This is a genomic window from Serratia sp. (in: enterobacteria) (assembly GCF_051654945.1).
Lineage (GTDB): Bacteria > Pseudomonadota > Gammaproteobacteria > Enterobacterales > Enterobacteriaceae > Chania.
On sequence record NZ_JBOFZA010000043.1, the window covers coordinates 177,931 to 197,801 of the forward strand.

The following is a 19,871-nucleotide window of genomic DNA, read 5'->3' on the forward strand; positions in this document are numbered from 1 at the left end:
CCCCCTACGCCACGTTAACGATCAGGCCGTCATAAGCGACGGTGATGTTTTTATCGCGGCAGGCCGCTACCAACTCCTCATGCAGCAATTTGCCGCTGTGAGAAATATGCGACACCACGATCTGGCTGCCAGCATGCAGACATTCCATCGCACGCAGTTTCTGCTGGGCGGCAAAAACGGTTTCCAGGCTCATATGGTTGTCAGTGCGATCGTCGCCGTTGAAACCGTAGGTGCATTCCAGCACCACCAAATCCAACGCTTTACCCTCTAGCCACTGCCAGGTCAGTTCCGGGAACCAGCCAGAGTCATGGCCATAGAAAATCGTCTGGCCGTCTTTTTCGATCACATACACGTAGCACAGCTCCCACTTGGCATGGTTGGCCAGCAGCGGTGTGATTTTGTAGCCATGGCTTTCGACGGTGACGAACGGCACCAGGCAGTGGAAAGCAAAGCGCTGTTTGCTATAGCCCGGCAATACCGCAGCACAACCGTTGATCGCCCGGTCATTACCAAAAATCTCCAGCGGGTGATCGATATTGAAACCGTAACCCTCCATCCGGCTAAACAGCTCACCGACGTTGAAGTGGTCTGGATGTGTATGGGTGAACAGCAGATCGGTAATGCCACTCGCGTCCAACCCATCACGTAACAGCTGTTGGCTAAACTCGGGAGCGACATCGATCAGCATCACATCATCAACAATCGCCGAGGAGTGGGTACGCAGATCTTTCCCCTTCAGGAAACGGGCCTGTTGGCAATGTTCACAGCGGCAAAACGGATTGGGGATCCCTTCAGAGGCAGCCGATCCCAGGAAATGTATTTTCATTTTTTATCCTTTTTATTCAGTAAATTACTGACCTATCGTTCCTAACCCTTGCGGCAAACCGAGCCACGAAGTTGATTTTGGAACGTGTCAATCATAATCCTGAGGATAAAAAACGGTTACCGACGCAAGCGACATTGGTGATCGGCTTCAAAGTATTTAATTAAATATCAATAAAAATCAATTAATTATAAAAACAAAAAATAACAACAAGTTAAATTTAAGTCGCTTTTCTTTTTTATTTAACAGAACGGTTAAAAGCATAAATAACGCTCAACAATGTGTGGAACGATCCAAATTTTACAATTACAGGGAAATCGAGATAGCGAAGCGACCATGCCGGTGTTAGCATCGAAACAGGTCGATCAAGGCGGTAGGAAAAATGGCAACTATCAAGGATATAGCAAAGCTGGCGGGGGTATCACACGGCACCGCTTCCAACGTCCTGAACGGGCGCGGCAACGTCAGCGTAGAGAAGATCGAGGCGGTTCAACGGGCTGCCCAGCAGATGGGATATCAGATCAATGCCCAGGCACAGTCACTGCGTGCCAGTAAAAACAGTGGCGTAGCGCTGATCCTGCCCGATATCAACAACGAGCAATATCACCAGCTCTACCGCGGGCTCCAGCAATCATTACAATCCTCTTTCCCAGGCGCTCTGGATCTTTACGTCACCAACGATCTCCCCTCTGCCGAAACGGATATCTTGCAAACGCTGGCGGCAAAATCCTACCAAACCATCGTTACCGTCTCTTGTCTGGCCGACAGTGAGAGTTATTACCAGACGCTGCGGTTGCCAGCGGAACAGATCCTGTTTGTTTATCGCCATCCAACGCAGGCGCAGGCCAAGTTCAGTCTGGATTTTGGTCAGGCGGGTCAGGCAATTGCCACTGAGGTCGCCCGCGATCGGCCTGCACATGTAGGTGTACTTTGTGAGCCTCTCACTTATACCAACAGCCGTTGCTTTGTCGATGCGTTGAAAAATACGCTGGCGCAGCTAAGCCCATCGACCCAGCTGACGGTCATGCCATCACCGGCCAGCGAATGCCATACCGCCGCGTTTGCTTTTTTTGCTGACCAGCCACCACAAATCCTGATTGCCCAAGATACTGAGAAAGGCCGATGCCTTACGCAGGCAGCCTATCTGGGTAGCGCAGCCCCCTGCCCCCCGATCTGGCAACTGAGTGACAATGAACCCTCTGTGGTAAGCAATCAGTACAACTACCAAATGGATTACGCCCGGCTGGGTCTGGAAATTGCCCGCCATATCTGTGGTTCGGGGCCGCAAGCTGGCGAGCTGATGCTGGAGAATCGTGGGTTTGCTCTGGATGTCAGTTACGCGCCTGCCACGTCAAAGCAGGCCGAGGCGCTGAACATGCTGATCCTGCCAAGCCCCTCTACCGATGCGCTGAAGAAGCTGTTGCCGCACTTCTATCGCCAGTCCGGCATCAAGGTTAACCTCGCCGTTTATCCTTATGATGAAGTGTTTGCAATCCTCTCGAACCTGCATCTGCATCCGTACTACGATTTACTGCGTATCGATATGGCCTGCCTGCCCTGGTTTGCGGAAAAAGCCCTCACGCCGTTAGCGGAGATTGATCCACAGTTGCCAGACTTGCTGAATAACTTTTCAGCAGAAATCGGCCATCATTTCAGCCAGATCGACGGCCAAGCCTATGCGTTACCGTTTGATGCCAGTACCCAGTTACTGTTTTATCGCCGTGACCTGTTCGATGACCCAACGGTCAAACGCATGTTTTATGAGAAATCGGGCAAAGAGCTGAAAATCCCGACGAGTTTTGACGAGTTTGATGACATCACGGCCTTTTTCACCGCAATTCATCAATCCGGCAACCCGCAACGTCCGGTAGGCTCATCGACCACGCTTGGCAGTTCAGGGCTGATTGCTACCGAATATCTGCTGCGCTATTACGCCCTGGGGGGCAGGTTGGTGCACCAGGATAAACCGGTGCAACTGGAGCTTGCATTGGCCGTCGAAGCGTTGCGGCAATATCAGCAGCAACTTACCGTCACTACCAATCTGAACAGTGAATGGTGGAACAGTTCGGTGGCCCAATTTGAGCAGGGCCAGTTGGCGATGTTGATCATATATATGAATCTGTTCAACGACGTCGCTCACAGCCCTATATCACCCGCAATTGGTTACGCCCCCGTTCCGGGCAACACCCCGCAAATGGGTGGTGGCTCACTGGGTATGTCCCGTTTCAGTGATAAGAAAGCGCAGGTAGAGCAGTTCTTTCGTTGGCTGTATTCGGCAGAAATTACCGAGCATCTGGTGCTGTTAGGCGGCAACAGTGCCCATCGCAGCATCTATCAAAACCAGCGTATCCTGCATCTCTATCCGTGGTTCAATTTGCTGAGGGATAATCCCAGCAGCGGCATCCGCGAATCCCGGGGATTACAGGGTGAGTTGTTTAACCTGCGCCATGCGGAGATCATTATTGGTCAGGGGGTGACAAACGTGGTGAACAAAATCATGGACCCAGAGCAGGCTATTGCTTACATCAACCAGCGCCTGCTCAACGAGGCTCATGCCTGAGACACAAAAAAACCGGGTGACAAACGCCACCCGGTTTTCTTAACTTAATAAGTTCTTAGCTTACTTACGACGCCAGCTGGTTCCCTGAGGGCCATCTTCCAGCACGATGTTCATCTCGTTCAACCGATCGCGGGCAGCATCTGCCAATGCCCAGTCTTTGGCTGCACGTGCATCGTTACGCTGTTTGATCAACGCTTCGATCTCTGCCACTTCCGAGTCATCCGCCTGCGCGCCGCCTTGCAGGAACTGCTCGGGTTCCTGTTGCAGCAAGCCCAGCACCTTGGCAAGTTTACGCAGCTCTGCCGCCAACCCGTTTGCCGCCGCCATGTCTTCACTCTTCAGGCGATTGACTTCACGCGCCAGATCGAACAGAGCAGAATAGGCTTCCGGAGTGTTGAAATCGTCGTCCATCGCTTCACGGAAGCGCGCTTCGAAGACTTCGCCACCGGCAGGTATGGCATTAGCATCGGTGCCACGCAGCGCCGTGTACAAACGTTCCAGTGAGGCACGAGCCTGCTTCAGGTTATCTTCGCTGTAGTTCAGCTGGCTACGGTAGTGGCCAGACATCAGGAAGTAACGCACGGTTTCGGCGTCGTAGTAGCCCAGCACGTCGCGGATGGTGAAGAAGTTGTCCAACGACTTCGACATCTTCTCTTTATCGATCATCACCATACCGGAGTGCATCCAGTAGTTGACGTACGGGCCGTCGTGCGCGCAGCTGGACTGGGCGATCTCGTTCTCGTGGTGCGGGAACATCAGATCGGAACCACCGCCGTGAATGTCGAAGTGGGTGCCAAGCTGTTTGCAGTTCATCGCCGAACATTCGATATGCCAGCCCGGACGGCCTGGGCCCCACGGGGACTCCCAGCTTGGTTCACCCGGCTTGGACATTTTCCACAGCACGAAGTCCATCGGGTTGCGTTTCACGTCGTCGATTTCAACGCGCGCACCCGCTTGCAGCTGATCCAGATCCTGGCGAGACAGCAGGCCGTATTGTGGATCGCTATCGATAGAGAACATCACGTCGCCATTGCTGGCAACGTAGGCATGATCGCGCGCCAACAGGCGTTGGGTGATCTCGATGATTTCTTCGATATGCTGGGTGGCACGCGGCTCCTGATCCGGGCGATCGATCAGCAGCGCATCAAAATCGGCGTGCATTTCTGCCAGCATGCGCGTGGTCAGCTGATCGCAGGTTTCCCCGTTCTCAGCCGCACGGCGAATGATTTTATCGTCCACATCGGTCACGTTACGTACGTAGTTCAGCGAATAGCCGAGATAGCGCAAATAGCGCGCTACCACGTCGAAAGCAACAAAGGTACGCCCGTGGCCGATATGACACAGGTCGTAAATGGTTACCCCGCACACGTACATACCGACTTTACCGGCATGAATGGGCTTAAATTCCTCTTTTTGACGACTCAGGGTATTAAAAATCTTTAGCATCAGGGCTGTCCGTGGTGTGCGTGATAACAAATATATCCGCATATTGAAACCCGTTGGCTGCTCTATTGCAAGGTCAAGCCCAAGGATTGCTGAATTGATCGACAGAAAATGGCCCAAGATCGGAAACATCCTCCCCTGACGCAAGACTACAGCACAGGTATTTCTGCCGCAGAACTGCCACTCTAGCCACTGCTGACTGATTAATTGAGATATGTTATAAAGTCGGTCTGATTGCTCACACGCCTTCCCATGTGACAGCTCATTTCATCTTGCTAGGACTAAAACTATGGTTACTTTCCACACCAATCACGGCGATATCGTTATCAAGACCTTTGCAGACAAAGCACCGGTTACCGTTGAAAACTTCCTGAACTACTGCCGTGAAGGCTTCTACAACAACACCATCTTCCACCGTGTTATCAACGGCTTTATGGTTCAGGGCGGTGGTTTTGAACCAGGTATGAATCAGAAAGATACCAAAGCAACCATCAAGAACGAAGCAAACAACGGCCTTAAAAACACCCGTGGCACCCTGGCAATGGCTCGTACCAACGATCCACACTCTGCCACCGCCCAGTTCTTCATTAACGTAGTGGATAACGACTTCCTGAACTTCCGTGCTGAAAACGCACAGGGTTGGGGTTACTGCGTATTTGCCGAAGTGGCAGAAGGCATGGACGTGGTCGAGAAGATCAAAAACGTCAAAACTGGCCGTAGCGGCATGCACCAGGATGTCCCGGTTGAAGACGTGGTGATCACCAGCGTTACCGTCAGCGAGTAATCGCGGCTGCATGAGCACGCTGTTCATCGCAGACCTGCATCTATGCGCACAGGAACCGGCAATTACTGCCGGTTTTCTGCGTTTTTTGCAGCGGGAAGCCGTTCGCGCCGACGCACTTTATATCTTGGGCGACCTGTTCGAAGCCTGGATTGGTGATGACGATCCTGAGCCATTACATCGCGAAATTGCCACCGCGCTAAAGGCGTTGCAGCAGGCCGGAGTGCCCTGCTACTTCATTCACGGCAACCGTGACTTTCTGCTGGGCAAGCGTTTTGCCAGGCAGAGCGGCATGATCCTGCTGCCGGAAGAGCAGGTCGTCGAGCTGTATGGCCGCAAAATCCTGATCCTGCATGGCGATACCCTGTGCACCGACGATCAGGCCTATCAGGAATTCCGCAAAAAAGTTCATAACACCTGGATCCAACGCGCTTTTCTGGCACTGCCTCTGCGCTGGCGATTGAAGATTGCCGCAAAAATGCGGGCGCGTAGCCAGCAAAGTAACCAATACAAATCCACCGCGATTATGGACGTCAATCCGCAAGCCGTTGAGCAGGCGATGTTGCGCAATCACGTCCACTGGATGATCCACGGCCATACTCATCGCCCGGCAATTCATCCGCTGGCATTACCTGACGGTGAAGCCCATCGTGCCGTGCTGGGTGCCTGGCATGCGGAAGGCTCAATGATTAAAGTCACGGCAGAAGCCGTCGAGCTGATCCAGTTCCCTTTTTAAGCCATGTTCAGCGTTTTGCTGGTGAAAACCGGCTACGCAACCGTTTTCCTCGCCCGTTACCCATGATATGCTCTACGCCCTCATACGGCCTGCCAGCCGACGTTTGTCCAAATTCACAGGAGCCATGCACTCATGGGAGCCACCGCCACTTCAGCCGCCAACGCTGGGGTTAAAATCGCAATCGTAATGGGTTCAAAAAGTGACTGGGCTACTATGCAGTCCGCGGCCGAAGTTCTGACCCTGCTGGATGTCCCGTTCCATGTCGAAGTTGTCTCTGCCCACCGTACGCCAGACAAGCTGTTCAGCTTTGCCGAACATGCCAGCGCCATGGGTTTTGACGTGATCATCGCCGGTGCCGGCGGTGCGGCTCATCTGCCGGGCATGCTGGCGGCCAAAACGCTGGTGCCGGTACTGGGCGTGCCGGTACAAAGCGCCGCGTTAAGCGGTGTCGATAGCCTGTATTCCATCGTACAAATGCCACGTGGCATTCCGGTTGGCACACTCGCCATCGGTAAAGCCGGTGCGGCAAACGCGGGGTTGCTGGCAGCACAAATTCTGGCGCTGCACGATGCCGGGCTGGCACAACGCTTGAAGCAGTGGCGTCAGGCTCAGACCGACGATGTGCTGAATAACCCGGACCCACGGGAGGACGCATGAAGCCGGTTTGCATACTGGGTAACGGCCAGCTAGGGCGGATGCTGCGTCAGGCCGGTGAACCCTTGGGAATTGCGGTTTATCCCGTTGGTCTGGATGCCGAGCCGGAAGCGGTGCCGTATCAAAATGCGGTGATCACCGCAGAGATCGAGCGCTGGCCGGAAACCGCCCTCACCCGCGAGTTGGCGACCCACAGCAACTTCGTCAACCGCGATATTTTCCCGCGTTTGGCCGATCGCCTAACTCAGAAACAACTGCTCGATCAACTCCATCTCGCCACCGCCCCTTGGCAATTGCTGGCAAACGCTAGCGAATGGCCCCATGTGTTCGCCACCTTGGGCGAGTTGGCGATTGTTAAACGCCGCGTTGGGGGTTACGACGGCCGTGGCCAATGGCGTCTGCGCCCTGGTCAAGAGGCAGAGCTACCGGCGGATAACTATGGCGAATGTATCGTCGAGCAGGGGATCAATTTCTCTGGCGAAGTGTCGCTGGTCGGTGCCCGTGGTCACGATGGCCAGTCGGTATTCTATCCGCTGACCCACAATCTGCATGAAGACGGCATTCTGCGTACCAGCGTGGCGCTACCACAGCCAAACCCGGCGTTGCAGCAGCAGGCCGAGCAGATGCTGGCCGCGATCCTCAACGAGTTGAACTACGTGGGCGTGATGGCGATGGAATGCTTTATCGTCGGTGACAGCCTGTTAATCAACGAATTGGCTCCGCGTGTGCATAACAGCGGCCACTGGACGCAAAACGGCGCTTCCATCAGCCAGTTTGAACTGCATTTGCGTGCCATCCTGGGGCTGCCGTTGCCTAAGCCGGTGGTGAACACGCCCTCGGTGATGGTCAATTTGATTGGCACAGCGGTGGATCAGCAATGGCTGGCATTACCGCTGGTGCATCTGCACTGGTATGAGAAAGAGGTGCGTGAAGGTCGTAAGGTCGGGCATCTGAATCTTAACGATCCTGATGCCGCATCAATACAGCAAGCATTGCAGGCGCTAGCTCCGTTGCTGCCAGCCGAGTATCAAAGCGGCTTGGCTTGGGCACAGCAGAAGCTGGGATAGCCCCTCACCCTAACCCTCTCCCACAGGGAGAGGGGACCGATCGAGTACGCTGATCTTCTCGCGTAATACCCTACCTGTCTTGTGACTTGTTACTCGCTACTATCCGAAGCTGCACAAGCCCACCAAGCGCTCCGGACAACTCCCTCTCCCTGTGGGAGAGGGTTGGGGTGAGGGGGTCAACCTTCATAGCTGCGAAACAGTGCGCGCCCACGTAGCAGACGTACGCCAAGCCAGCCGCCACACAGCGAAAGCAGTAAAGCACTCAGCAACGGTAACGCCCACCACAGCACCGGCGTAGGTGCCCACGGGAAGTCGAACACCTTAGTCTGCAACAGCCACAGCGCCGCTTCAGCCCCCAACGCAGCCGCAATCCCGGCCACCAGCCCCAGCAAGGCAAACTCGCACCACAGCGTGCCTCGCAGCAAGCGCTTGCCAGCGCCTAACGTACGGTAAACGACCAGTTCCTGCCGACGCTGACGCATTCCGACCTGCACCTGTGCCAGCAACAACAAACCGCCGCAGATCACCACCAGCACCACCATCACCTCCAGCGCCCTGCTCACCTGCTGCAACACGCCGCCAACCTGTTTCAGGATCGAGCCGATATCCAGCAGGCTCAGGGTTGGGAACTGGCGGTTGAGCTGAGTCAGCACCTTGCCATCACCGTCATAACGGAAGCTGGTCAGCCAGGTTTGCGGCTGGTCATCCAATGCACCCGGCGGGAAGATAAAGTAGAAGTTCGGTTTCAGGCTTTCCCAATCCACCTGCCGCATACTGGTCACTTTGGCGCTGAACGATTGGGTATCGCCGCTGAACGTCAGGGTATCGCCCAGCTTGATCTTGAGCCGGCCGGCAATCCCTTCATCCATCGAAACTTCGCCTGCTTTCGGCGGCCAGGTGCCAGCCGTCAGTGGGTTGTGATCAGGCAGATCGCTTTGCCAGGTCAGGTTCAGTTCACGGTTAACCGCTTCGCCGCCCGGATCGTCTTCATGCACCCGCTCCGTTGCCACCTGCTGGTTAATTTCCGTCAGGCGTACACGCACTATGGGATAGAAAGTCTCCTCATGCAGCTGATGTTGTTGCAGGAAGGCTTTCACCTGGGGCACCTGAGCCGTCGTCATATTCAGCAGGAAATAATTCGGGCTGTCTGGCGGTAACTGTTGTTGCCAGCGATCGAGCAGATCGCCACGCAATACCAGCAGCAAGGCCAGCAACATAAACGACAGCGAGAATGCCGCCAACTGGCTGATGGTCACCCAAGGCTGATGCAACAGGCGATTTACCGCCAGGCGCAGCGCCAGATTTTTTAGCGTGATACGGCGTAACAACAACAGGCTGCCCCAACCAATTCCCCCCAGTAACAGGGCCAACACCACCATTCCAGCCAGGATTGACCATAGCAGCGTGCTTGCCCCCATCAATGCCGTCAGCAACCCCACGACAATCACCGCAGTAGCAGGCAGGAAATAGCGTAGCGGCCAGACGTTTGCCACCACGTCCCGGCGCAGTACGCGCAGCGGCTGGGTGGCCAGCAGTTGGCGATAGGGGCGTAGCCCGACCAACAGCGAAATCATGACCAGTGCGCCCATCGCCCACAGCCACGGCCAGGCTCCAGCTGCAGGAAGCTCACCCGGCAACACCGGAGCCAGCAGGCGGATCAATACCGCCTCAAACCCAAGACCAATTACGCTGCCGCAGGCGCCTGCCAGTAACAATACCGCCAGCCATTGGCCGATAATCAGCTTGCTGAGCGCTTTTCTGCCGGCGCCCAGGGTTTTCAACACCGCGATCAGATCATATCGGCTGCGGCAATAGTGGCTCATCGCCACAGCTACGGCGGCAATCGACAACAACAGGGTCAGCAGCGCCGAAAGCAGCAGGAATTGTTGGGAACGCTGGAGAGACTTGCCTAACGCACTGCCAGATTCCTCCAGCCCATACCAGCGCTGATCGGGTTTGAGTTGAGGCTTGAGGCGATCTTCATAGCGTTGAATATCTTGTTGCGAACCGGCGAACATATAGCGGTAGGTCAGGCGGCTGCCCGGTTGTATCGCCCCGGTTTTATCCACGTCCGCCAGATTGATAATGATGCCCGGCGCAGTCTGGAACGGATTGAAGCCAGAATCCGGCTCCTGCACGACTTCCCCGGCGATGCGCAAGGTAGTATCCCCTACCTCCAGATTATCGCCGACCTTGATATCCAATAATGCCAACAGGCGCGGAGCTACCAGCACGCTGCCCGGCATGGGTTTGAGATTGGCTGGCAGGGTTTCCAGTTCCCCATACAGCGGATAGGCCGCATCCGTGGCCTTCACATTGGCCAGCAGCGGGCGATCCCCGGCGTAGGTCATGGTGGTGAAAGATAACTGACGGCTGACTTTCAGCCCCTGTTGCTGGGCATCGAGCAGCCAACCTTCCGGCACCGGGCGCGCGGTACGCAATACCCGATCCCCGGCGATAAAGTCACGGCTTTGCTGGCTCAAGCCTTTGTCCATACGATCGCTGATGCTGCCAAGAGCCAACACGCAGGCGACCGACAGCGTCAACGCCAGCCAGACAATCAGCAGCGAAGGCGAACGCCATTCACGCCAGAACCAACGCCAAATCATGCTTCCTCCCACAGCTTGCCTTCACGCAAGCGCAGCCGCCGCTGACAACGCGCCGCCAGGGTCTCGTCATGGGTGACCAGGATCAGGGTGGTGGCAAAATCGCGGTTAAGCGAGAACAGCAGATCGGCAATACGCTCACCGGTCTGGCGATCCAGGTTGCCGGTGGGTTCGTCGGCGAACAGTACCCGTGGGCGGCCACTGAACGCACGAGCCAATGCTACACGCTGTTGTTCCCCGCCAGAAAGTTGCGCTGGCAGGTGGCTTAGGCGCTTACCTAACCCCAGTTGTTCCAGCAGTTGCACCGCCTGGTCGCGGCTTTGACGATCGCTTTCACCACGCAGCAGCGCCGGTAGCTGTACGTTCTCCAACGCGTTCAAGGTCGGGACCAACATGAAAGACTGGAACACAAAGCCGACATTTTTCGCCCGCAGTGCGGCGCGCCCTTCTTCATCCAGCGTGGTCAGCGATTCCCCCAGCAGGTGAACTTCCCCTTCGCTGCCATCGTCTAACCCGGCGAGGATGCCCAGCAGGGTCGATTTACCGGAACCCGACTCACCGATCAGCGCAATTGTCTGTGCGGGTTTGACAACCAGCTCGACTCCGGTAAGGATGGTAAGCTGATGCTCACCCTGACCAACGTGTTTACTAAGATGATGAACTTCAAGAACGTTTTCCGCTGGCATCTTCCCTTCCTTTTGCTGTTGGGATTATTCAGTTTACGTGCTGTGGCTGCCGATACCTTGTTGATTTTAGGCGACAGTTTAAGTGCTGGCTATCGGTTACCGGTAGCGCAGGCCTGGGCAACTCGCCTGGCCGATGAGTGGCAGAAACAGCCTGGCCACCCGCAGGTGGTGAATGCCAGCATCAGTGGCGATACTGCCGCTCAGGGGCTGGCACGCCTGCCCGAGTTATTAAAACAGCATCAGCCGCGCTGGGTGCTGATCGAACTGGGCGCCAATGATGGCCTGCGCGGCTTCCCGGCTGCGGATATCGAGCGCGATCTCAACCAGATTATCACGCTGGTTTTGCAGGCCGGTGCCAAACCGCTGCTGATGCAAATTCATATTCCGCCAAACTATGGCCGCCGCTACACCGAGGCTTTCGGTGCACTGTATCCAGCCTTGGCCAAGCAGCACAACATTCCGCTGCTGCCGTTTTATATGGAACAGGTGGTGATCAAACCGGAATGGATGCAGGATGACGGCTTGCACCCTAATCAGGATGCCCAGCCGTTTATCACCAGTTGGATGGCGCAACAGCTGGAACCTCTAGTAAAACATGAGTCTAACTAAATAGGGTTGTCTACTAGGTAAAGTTATGCAAAAAGCGGTATTGATAACCGGCTGTTCCAGCGGGATAGGATTGATTGCGGCGCAGGATCTGCGCAACCGTGGCTATCGCGTGCTGGCCGCCTGCCGTAAGCCGGAAGACGTGGAAAATATGCGTCAACTCGGCTTGGAAGGCATCGAGCTGGATTTAGACGACAGCGCCAGCGTAGAGCGCGCCGCCGCACAGGTGATCGAGTTGACCAATGGGCGACTGTACGGCCTGTTCAACAATGCCGGTTTCGGCGTTTATGGCCCACTCAGCTCCATTTCACGCCAACAGTTGGAACGGCAATTCTCTGCCAACCTGTTTGGCACCCATCAGCTCACCCAGTTGTTACTGCCAGCGATGCTGCCGCACGGTGAAGGGCGTATTATTCAGACCAGTTCGGTGATGGGATTAATCTCCAGCGCCGGGCGTGGGGCCTATGCCGCCAGTAAATTTGCACTGGAAGCCTGGTCGGATGCATTGCGTATGGAGTTGCACGGCAGCGGCATTCAGGTCAGCCTGATCGAGCCTGGCCCGCTGACCACCCACTTCACGCAGAACGTTAATCAGGCGCAAAGCGATAAGCCGGTGCATAACCCGAGCATCGCCAAGCGTTTGACGCTGCCTGCCGAAGCGGTATTACCGAAGTTGCGTCACGCATTGGAAAGCCCCAAAGCCAAGCTGCGCTACCCGGTTACCCTGCTGGCGCATACCATGAGCATCCTGCGCCGCCTGCTGCCGGGCCGTGCGCTGGACTGGATACTGCGCAGTAATGGTTAAGCAAATGGGGGCAAGGGTTGAAGCGCGCCAGTTCGCCCCCATTTAGAATAAATTGGCTCCGCAAGAACAGATTAGAGAGAAACCATGCTAGCTCAAGCCGTTGTTGATATTAACGAAACTAACCTGCACCAGACGCTGGAACAGTCCATGTCTCAGCCGGTGCTGTTCTATTTCTGGTCGGATCGCAGCCAGCACTGTCTGCAACTCACCCCGATACTGGATAAGCTGGCGGCGGAATACGCAGGTCAGTTCATTCTGGCGAAGGTGGATTGCGATACCGAACAGGCGATCGCCGCCCAGTTTGGCCTGCGTTCCCTGCCAACCGTCTATTTGTTCAAAGATGGCCAGCCCGTTGATGGCTTCCAAGGGCCACAGCCGGAAGAGATGATCCGCGAGTTCTTGCAGCGTTTCCTGCCCAAGGCCGAAGATCTCAAGCTGGCAGAAGCCACCGAACTGTTGCAGCAAGACCGTGCGGTTGACGCTCTGCCTTTGCTGAAAGATGCCTGGAGCCTCAGCAATAAGCGCAGCGATATTGGTCTGACCTTGGCTGAAACCCAAATTGGCCTGAACAAGACGGAAGATGCCGAAGCGGTGCTGGCTACTATTCCATTGCAGGATCGCGATACTCGTTACCTGGGTCTGGTCGCACAGATTGAGCTGATGAAGCAGGCCGCCGATACGCCGGAAATTCAGCAGTTGCAGCAGCAGGTTCAGCAACAGCCGGAAAACGTCGAGTTGGCCGTTCAGTTGGCCTTGCAGTTGCATCAGGTTGGCCGTAACGAAGAGGCGCTGGAATTGCTGATGGGCCATTTGAAAAAAGATTTGGCGGCGGCTAACGGTAGCGCCCGCAAGACCCTGATGGATATTCTGGCTGCACTGGGGACCGGCGATGCGCTGGCCGCCAAGTATCGTCGCCAGCTGTATTCACTGCTGTATTAATCGAACAGGGCGCAGCTTGCTGCGCCCCTCAAACATCAGGCCGCCTGCGCCGTTTTCCCCTCTTTGACAAACAGCATGGCGATAAAGCCCACCACCGTGATCATCGCAGCAAAATAGAAGCCCGCATTCAACGTCCCGGTACTGTCGGCAATGAAGCCGGTCACGTATGGCGCAAAGATCGACGCCGCCATACCGAAGAAGTTATACAACCCGAAAGCAGTGCTCAGCGCGGCACGTGGGGCGTTATCTGCCACCAGTGCAATCAGTACCGGGTTGAGGCTGATCTTGCCGATAAGGCCATACAGTACCAATACGCCGATCAACGCCGCTTCACTGGTGGAATAGACGATGCCGAAAATCGCCAGCAGTGAGAAAGGCAGCATACACAGCACCACCGGCTTTCTGCGGCCCAGTTTGTCGGAGACATAGCTGCAAATCAGCGTCCCCACCACCGATATCCACGGTACAATAGACGCGATGCTGGCGGCATGCACGATATCCATCCCGCGCTCTTTTTGCAGGTAATACGGCAGCCAGGTAATGATCACGAAGAAGCCGTAGATCGAGCAAAAGATGGTGATGTACGCCATCAGCAGGTTGCGGTTCTTAAACAGATCCAGGAAGCTGAATTCGCTCTTGGTTGCCGTGGCCGCCGGGGCGTCGCTGGCACTTTGCGGGGCCTTTTCCCGAATGAAAAACAGCATCAGCAACGCAACGATAAATACCGGGATCGCCATCGCCAGGAACGGCATCTTCCACGAGGTATGAAAGTGCTCGATCATAAAGCTGGAAAGGTAATAGCCCAGCGCGATCCCAAACGACATGCCACTGCCGATCACCGCACTGCCCAAGGTGATCCATTTTTTGGGGATAGCTTCGGAAGAAAGAGCATACTGCGGGCCGTAATAGACGCCTTGCGAAGCGCCGGTCAGCATCCATAGCACGATGAAAATCAGAAAGTTGGATGAAATGCTGACGGCAGCGATAAACAGCGCAAACAGCATGAAGCCGCTAACCAGAATGCGCTTGCGGCCCAGGCGGTCGCCTAATAATCCCGCTGGCACCTGCAAAATGGTGTAGGTCAGAAAGAACAGGCTGCTGATTAATCCCAGATGGCTTTTTGACAGCCCAAACTCGGTTTGGATCTGCGGCATGATGGGGCTGAGTACCGATCGTCCGGCGTAAATAACCACCCAGCCCAGGAAGAAGATAATGACGGTTTTAATCCAATAGGGCATTCGCTCTGTTTTTGTTGTTTGCATATTCATATTCCCTGGTTTGATGGGCTGAACGCCCATCCCGTTTACTGAAAAGCCGTATTACGGCGTAATTAATGTCCCCGCAGTACCGGCCAGTACCGATTCGATATCTTGCAAAGCACCGATATGCGCCACTTTGCCGCTACGCTGCACAAAGCGGCTGACCGCCATGATTTTTGGCCCCATCGAACCATCGGCGACCGCCATCGGGGCCAGCTCTTTGGTGGTGGCCGAACGGATGGCTTTTTGCTGTGGAGTGCCCCAATGCTGATACACCGCATCCGCATCGGTCAGGATCACCAGATGATCGGCATCCAGCGCTTCTGCCAGTAACGCGGAGGCCAGATCCTTATCGATCACCGCTTCGCTGCCGACCATGCCTTCTGCGCTAGTGACCATCGGAATACCGCCACCGCCGTTGCAAATCACGACGTGGTTTTTCGCCAACAGCAGATTGATCGCTTCAATATCGAGGATCTTTTTCGGCTCCGGGGAAGGCACCACCCGGCGCAGGTATTTGCCATCCAGCTTCATGCTCCAGCCATATTTCTGTTCCAGCTCGGCTTGCTGTTGGGGGTCATACACCGGCCCGATAAATTTGCTGGGTTGCTGATACGCCGGGTCTTCGCTATCCACCAGGACGCGAGTCAGCAAGGTGGACACCGGCTGGGCGGGATGGAACGCGCCGAGTTGCTGGGCCAGCATATAGCCGATCATGCCCTGGCTTTCCGCCACCAGAATATCCAACGGATAAGGAGGAACGTCGCTGTAGGCCAGGTTTTGCAACGCCAGCAGGCCGACCTGTGGGCCGTTACCGTGTACAATGGCGATGCGGTATTTTTTGGCCAACTTGCCAATGGCATCGGCAATTAACGAGATGCTCTGGTATTGATTCTCTGCGGATAACACCGCACCACGCTGTAACAGGGCATTGCCCCCTAAGGCAATTACTAACGTTTCCATTCAGATACCCATTTTTTAAGTAATAGCTGCCCTTACCGAACGGTATTCGGCACGGTTCTCGCTGATAAATTAATAAAGGCGATTGATTGCCATGACGCCCAGCAAAACGCCCAATAGCGTATCCGCGCCGGAAAAATGCCCGGTTGCCAACATGTCGTTGATGGCGAAGGGCAGTTCTTTCGGGCTGAGCAAGGCGCGCGCCAGGAGTTGTACCGGGGTAGAGAAGATCCCCTGCACGGCAAACTGCAAATAGTGGACGCTGACCAAGGTGGTCAATTGGTTCAAGGGTTGGCTGGCGGCAAAAAAGGACGGCAGCCTTGCGACACTCACACGGCTATCCAGATGAGCCGCCAGCAACATGCCCACCAGCGTGTCGTCATTGCTTGGCGTCAAACCGGGTCCTTTGCCAAGCATGGCGCTCCAATCAACCTCCTGTCCCAACAGCCAGGCAGTAAAGTGCCTCTGTAGTGCGCGGATTTCCAGGCAGTGCGGTTGCTCAACGAGGCTCCCAAGACGCCCAAACAAGCCGGTATGGGCGGCAACATCGGCCAGCGCGACCGCCAGCGGTGGCAGCGCAATTTCACCACTCACGTTCAGGCGGAGATCCAGACGCCTCCCCTGACGGTGTATGGCAATATCCTCCAGCTCGATCCCTTTAGGCGAAAGCTGGCAATGCTGTGCCGCAGGCAGGCTGTCAAAGATTTCATCGAAATCGTCATCGCCAATTTCCCAGCCCATTGGGCTAAGCCCGCGCCCTTCCCGGTGCAGCGTCAGCAGCCGATCGTTGGGTGAGAGAAAGTTGATGGCATTATTGAAACGCCCCACGCAGCGCAACGGACCGTAATCTTGTGTGGCTGAGTGGCTGACGGCTAACGCAGTGATATCCATAACTTCCTCCCAAGCCCGGAGTCACCTCCGGGCAAAGCGGTTTTTTACGCGCTGATACCCAGTTTCTCTGCCAGTGCTTCGATGGCCTTTTCAAAACAGCCCAATGGAGCACGCACGGTACCGGCACCAATCTGCCCAACCCCGGCTTCACGGTGGGCAATCCCGGTGTTGATCAACGGTGTAATGCCGGTTTCCACCACTCGGCGAGCATCAAGCCCCAGGCAGGCTCCCTGGAAGTCCCAGGTTGGGATTTGCAGCATCATGTTGCGTTCCAGGTAAATCTCGGCCATCTCTTCCGAGATATCGGTCGCGGCACTCATGCCACCGGCGGCACCGACAAAGCGGGTGACACCAGGCGCAGCGACCATGGCCGCACCGCCAATGCCGAAGGTTTCGGTAATGGCGCTGTCACCGATGTCCGGGTTGGCATCGGCCTGGCTAAAACCGGAGAAGAACAAGCCTTCCGGCGTATTGACCGGTGCGGTAAACCACTGGTCGCCCATGCCGCTGATCTTGACGCCAAAGTTTTTACCGTTGCGGGTCATCACCGTCACGATGGTGCCCTGCTTGATCTCTGCCCCGGCATCCATGGCCGCCTTGCAATAGGCCATCGCCAGGTTGAGGAAGAACTGATCGGTGATGCTGAGGAACTGCATCACCTTGGCCAATTCGGCCTTATCCCGTTCCAGCAGGCTGATTTGCGGTGCCAACTGGCGCATCAACAGCGCGGACGCGGCAATGTTACGTTGGTGGAACTCGTCCCCCATGGTGATAGCCTGCGCCATCAGGGCGGTGAGATCGATGCCGCCTTCAAAAGCACTCAGCGCGGCTTTCAATACCGGAGCCAATGAATCCCGCATCCAGCGATGACGCTCCTGCACGTCTGGCCCATAGGCACCAAAGCGCATCACCTTGCCAATCCCTTCGTTCAGGTTGCAGTAGGCATAGTTGCCATGAACGGTGTTTTTCACCACCACCAGCGGCATATGCGCCGAGGTGATGCCGCCCATCGGGCCAACGGCACTGACGTTATGGCAAGGGATGAATTCAACTTCGCCGTTTTCCAGCAGCGCCAGCGCCTGTTGTTCGTTTTCGGCCCACTCTTCAAACAGGCAGGCCCCGATGCAGGCGCCGCGAACCGGGCCGCTCATTTCCGGCCAGGTTACCGGCGGCCCGGCATGCAGCAGTTTTCTCCCCTGAGCCAACTGCGGGATCAGGTTTTTAGCTAAATCAACGTCCTGCCAATGGGGGCGGGCTTCACGGATCCTGGCGATAACGGCAGCATTTGCTTGTTCAATAGATGCGTACATATCAATCCCTTACTTTAAATTTTTCAGTATGTTAGCTAATCGTTGATTACCACCGGCCACCGGAGCCCACTGGTAATGCACCACTGAAATTTCGTTGGTTTGCAGATCGTCGGCAAAGCTACGCAAGCCTGCATTGATCACGGAAACACCGGCCAGCATGGCGGGCGCCGGTTCGGCTGTGCCCAACGCTGGGGGAGCGATTAGCTGGCAGGCCAGGGCAACCGCCTCCGGCAGTGAATTCATCACGGCGATGCCTGCCTCGTTGAGTGTGGCAATCTGTTGGGAACGCCGTTGGGGATCCTGCTCGGTGCCGGTCACCGTGGCGATAACCGCCAGCGGATGAGCGCTACCGCGTTTTTCGCGTACGCGTTTCACTTCGGTAGCTAGTGAGTCTGCGGGATCGGCCTGCGCACCATAGCCGATCACTACGTCCAGCAGCAGCACGCCAATCTGCGGTTGCTGAGCCAGGCGGGCGATTTCCTGATTGCGGGCAGAAGGATCGATCATCGGGTGCGGTTTGCCCTGGGTGTAGAAATCGTCCCCCATATCGATAATGCGGTGCCCGTCGGCATCGAGCATTGAGCCGTGTTGATGCTTGCTATCGGCTTCCACGCCCAAGCGTTCGGCCAGCAGCATGGCGCATTCCGCCGCCAAGGTGCCGCCCGCATACAGGCCGGAGATCTTGCCACCAGACACCGCCGGTTGCTGCGCGGCCATCTGCTGCACGTTTGCCAACATTGCGGCAAGACGGGCGGCTTCATCCAATGTGCTGGCGAAGGTAATGTTATCTTCCTGTTTCTGCGCGATTTTAGCGCCAAGGAATAGCGCAACCACCGGCTTGCCAAGGGTTTTCATTTCGGCGATCACCCGTTGGCGCACCGCTTCTGCCGGAGGCTTGGAGACAAACGCCAACACCTGGCTTTGCGGATCGGCCGCCAACATGTGCAGTGCGCTGATAGCGCTGATGCCACCAACTTCGGCGGTTAAGTCACGCCCGCCCAAGCCAATGGCGTGGGAGATGCCTTGCCCGGCCAGAGTGATTTGCGAGGTCAGTTCCTGAATACCCGTACCCGAAGCGCCGATGATGCCAATCATGCCTTGCGGCGCGACGTTGGCAAAAGCCAGCGGTGCTCCGGCAATGTTGGCCGTGCCGCAGTCCGGCCCCATCACGATCAGGCCCTTATCGCGCGCCTTGGTTTTGAGTGCCACTTCCTGCTCGACGCTGACGTTGTCGGAAAACATCATGACGTTGCAGCCATCGTCCAGCGCCTGATCGGCCAGCCCGGCGGCATATTCACCAGCAATGGAGATCAACACCATATTGGCATCCGGCAGCTTCTGCCGCGCCATGCGCCAACTGCGTGCCTTGAGCAGGCGTTTACCACCTTGCTGCCCCTGGGCAATAGCCTTCAGGGCTGCCCCTAACGCTTCGTCAATCTCCTCGGTGATGCTGTCATCCGCAGAGTCCGTTTTGATGGCTACACAAATATCATTGGGGGTCGCTTCACTGAATTGCGGATGCCAGAAGCCGGTCGCTTCAAGTAATGATTTATTGGCCGGCGTCCCCATCATGACCGATATTTCTTCGACGTTGGGTGATTCACTGAGTTTACGGGAAATTAGCATCAGGCTGACCGAATCCTGAAAGCTCCCTTTTTTGATAAAAGCATGGATCATAGTGATATCCTTAAAACAGCATTTAAACTTCGCAATGGAATATCTCAGATATTTTTAGCAACCTATTT

General features: G+C 55.9%; 17 protein-coding genes. 8 read left to right on the plus strand and 9 right to left on the minus strand.

All coding sequences use genetic code 11. The features are described from left to right. Nucleotides 1–4 precede the first annotated feature (4 nt). On the minus strand, nt 5–826 hold the full coding sequence (locus ACRDCA_RS06910; RefSeq protein ID WP_438688859.1) for an MBL fold metallo-hydrolase: 822 nt from the start codon (nt 824–826) through the stop codon (nt 5–7). Between the two features lie 379 nt (nt 827–1,205). Here ACRDCA_RS06910 and ACRDCA_RS06915 point away from each other — a divergent pair, with 379 nt between their 5' ends. Continuing rightward, nucleotides 1,206–3,383, plus strand: a complete 2,178-nt coding sequence (locus tag ACRDCA_RS06915; protein ID WP_438688860.1) for an extracellular solute-binding protein — start codon at nt 1,206–1,208, stop codon at nt 3,381–3,383. A gap of 60 nt (nt 3,384–3,443) precedes the next feature. Here the strand turns inward: ACRDCA_RS06915 and cysS are convergent, their stop codons facing one another. Then, on the minus strand, nt 3,444–4,829 hold the full coding sequence (gene cysS, locus ACRDCA_RS06920; protein WP_438688861.1) for a cysteine--tRNA ligase: 1,386 nt from the start codon (nt 4,827–4,829) through the stop codon (nt 3,444–3,446). Between the two features lie 286 nt (nt 4,830–5,115). On the opposite strand from cysS, the gene ppiB reads away from it, so the two are divergent. The 4 genes from ppiB to purK all read left to right on the plus strand — a co-directional run bounded on the left by ppiB (nt 5,116) and on the right by purK (nt 8,064). Then, nucleotides 5,116–5,610: a peptidylprolyl isomerase B gene (ppiB, locus tag ACRDCA_RS06925; RefSeq protein WP_438688862.1), complete on the plus strand. Its 495-nt coding sequence runs from the start codon at nt 5,116–5,118 to the stop codon at nt 5,608–5,610. A 10-nt stretch (nt 5,611–5,620) separates the two neighbouring features. Then, nucleotides 5,621–6,343, plus strand: a complete 723-nt coding sequence (locus ACRDCA_RS06930; RefSeq protein WP_438688863.1) for a UDP-2,3-diacylglucosamine diphosphatase — start codon at nt 5,621–5,623, stop codon at nt 6,341–6,343. Between the two features lie 132 nt (nt 6,344–6,475). Next, nucleotides 6,476–7,000 (plus strand): 5-(carboxyamino)imidazole ribonucleotide mutase, encoded by a 525-nt coding sequence (gene purE, locus ACRDCA_RS06935; protein WP_438688864.1) that lies wholly within the window; start codon nt 6,476–6,478, stop codon nt 6,998–7,000. After that, on the plus strand, nt 6,997–8,064 hold the full coding sequence (gene purK / locus ACRDCA_RS06940; RefSeq protein WP_438688865.1) for a 5-(carboxyamino)imidazole ribonucleotide synthase: 1,068 nt from the start codon (nt 6,997–6,999) through the stop codon (nt 8,062–8,064). The genes purE and purK overlap by 4 nt, the downstream gene beginning before the upstream one ends. A gap of 176 nt (nt 8,065–8,240) precedes the next feature. Here purK and ybbP read toward each other — a convergent pair whose 3' ends face one another. Together ybbP and ybbA are read right to left on the minus strand one after the other, a co-directional pair. Then, complete coding sequence (ybbP, locus tag ACRDCA_RS06945; protein ID WP_438688866.1) at nt 8,241–10,673, minus strand: putative ABC transporter permease subunit YbbP; 2,433 nt, start codon at nt 10,671–10,673, stop codon at nt 8,241–8,243. Continuing rightward, nucleotides 10,670–11,356 carry a putative ABC transporter ATP-binding protein YbbA gene (gene ybbA / locus ACRDCA_RS06950; RefSeq protein ID WP_438688867.1) on the minus strand — a complete coding sequence of 229 codons (687 nt, stop codon included), beginning with the start codon at nt 11,354–11,356 and terminating at the stop codon, nt 10,670–10,672. Before ybbA ends, ybbP begins: the two co-directional genes overlap by 4 nt. On the opposite strand from ybbA, the gene tesA reads away from it, so the two are divergent. The 3 genes from tesA (at nt 11,327) to ACRDCA_RS06965 (ending at nt 13,706) form a co-directional block, all read left to right on the plus strand. After that, nucleotides 11,327–11,965: a multifunctional acyl-CoA thioesterase I/protease I/lysophospholipase L1 gene (gene tesA, locus ACRDCA_RS06955; RefSeq protein WP_438689025.1), complete on the plus strand. Its 639-nt coding sequence runs from the start codon at nt 11,327–11,329 to the stop codon at nt 11,963–11,965. The genes ybbA and tesA overlap by 30 nt on opposite strands. Before the next feature lie 25 nt (nt 11,966–11,990). Beyond that, complete coding sequence (locus ACRDCA_RS06960; protein WP_438688868.1) at nt 11,991–12,767, plus strand: SDR family oxidoreductase; 777 nt, start codon at nt 11,991–11,993, stop codon at nt 12,765–12,767. A gap of 84 nt (nt 12,768–12,851) precedes the next feature. Next, nucleotides 12,852–13,706 carry a co-chaperone YbbN gene (locus ACRDCA_RS06965; RefSeq protein WP_438688869.1) on the plus strand — a complete coding sequence of 285 codons (855 nt, stop codon included), beginning with the start codon at nt 12,852–12,854 and terminating at the stop codon, nt 13,704–13,706. Nucleotides 13,707–13,741: 35 nt separating this feature from the next. Here ACRDCA_RS06965 and ACRDCA_RS06970 read toward each other — a convergent pair whose 3' ends face one another. The 5 genes from ACRDCA_RS06970 to ACRDCA_RS06990 form a co-directional block, all read right to left on the minus strand. Further along, nucleotides 13,742–14,968, minus strand: coding sequence for an MFS transporter (locus tag ACRDCA_RS06970; RefSeq protein ID WP_438688870.1), 1,227 nt, complete (start codon nt 14,966–14,968; stop codon nt 13,742–13,744). 57 nt (nt 14,969–15,025) lie between these two features. Beyond that, the gene (locus tag ACRDCA_RS06975) at nt 15,026–15,928 is read right to left on the minus strand and encodes a carbamate kinase (RefSeq protein WP_438688871.1); all 903 of its coding nucleotides are present in this window, start codon (nt 15,926–15,928) and stop codon (nt 15,026–15,028) included. 69 nt (nt 15,929–15,997) lie between these two features. Continuing rightward, the gene (locus ACRDCA_RS06980; RefSeq protein ID WP_438688872.1) at nt 15,998–16,816 is read right to left on the minus strand and encodes a DUF2877 domain-containing protein; all 819 of its coding nucleotides are present in this window, start codon (nt 16,814–16,816) and stop codon (nt 15,998–16,000) included. Nucleotides 16,817–16,860: 44 nt separating this feature from the next. Beyond that, nucleotides 16,861–18,126 carry a DUF1116 domain-containing protein gene (locus ACRDCA_RS06985; protein WP_025121613.1) on the minus strand — a complete coding sequence of 422 codons (1,266 nt, stop codon included), beginning with the start codon at nt 18,124–18,126 and terminating at the stop codon, nt 16,861–16,863. A 9-nt stretch (nt 18,127–18,135) separates the two neighbouring features. Beyond that, nucleotides 18,136–19,803, minus strand: a complete 1,668-nt coding sequence (locus tag ACRDCA_RS06990) for an acyl-CoA synthetase FdrA (RefSeq protein WP_438688873.1) — start codon at nt 19,801–19,803, stop codon at nt 18,136–18,138. Nucleotides 19,804–19,871: the final 68 nt, after the last annotated feature.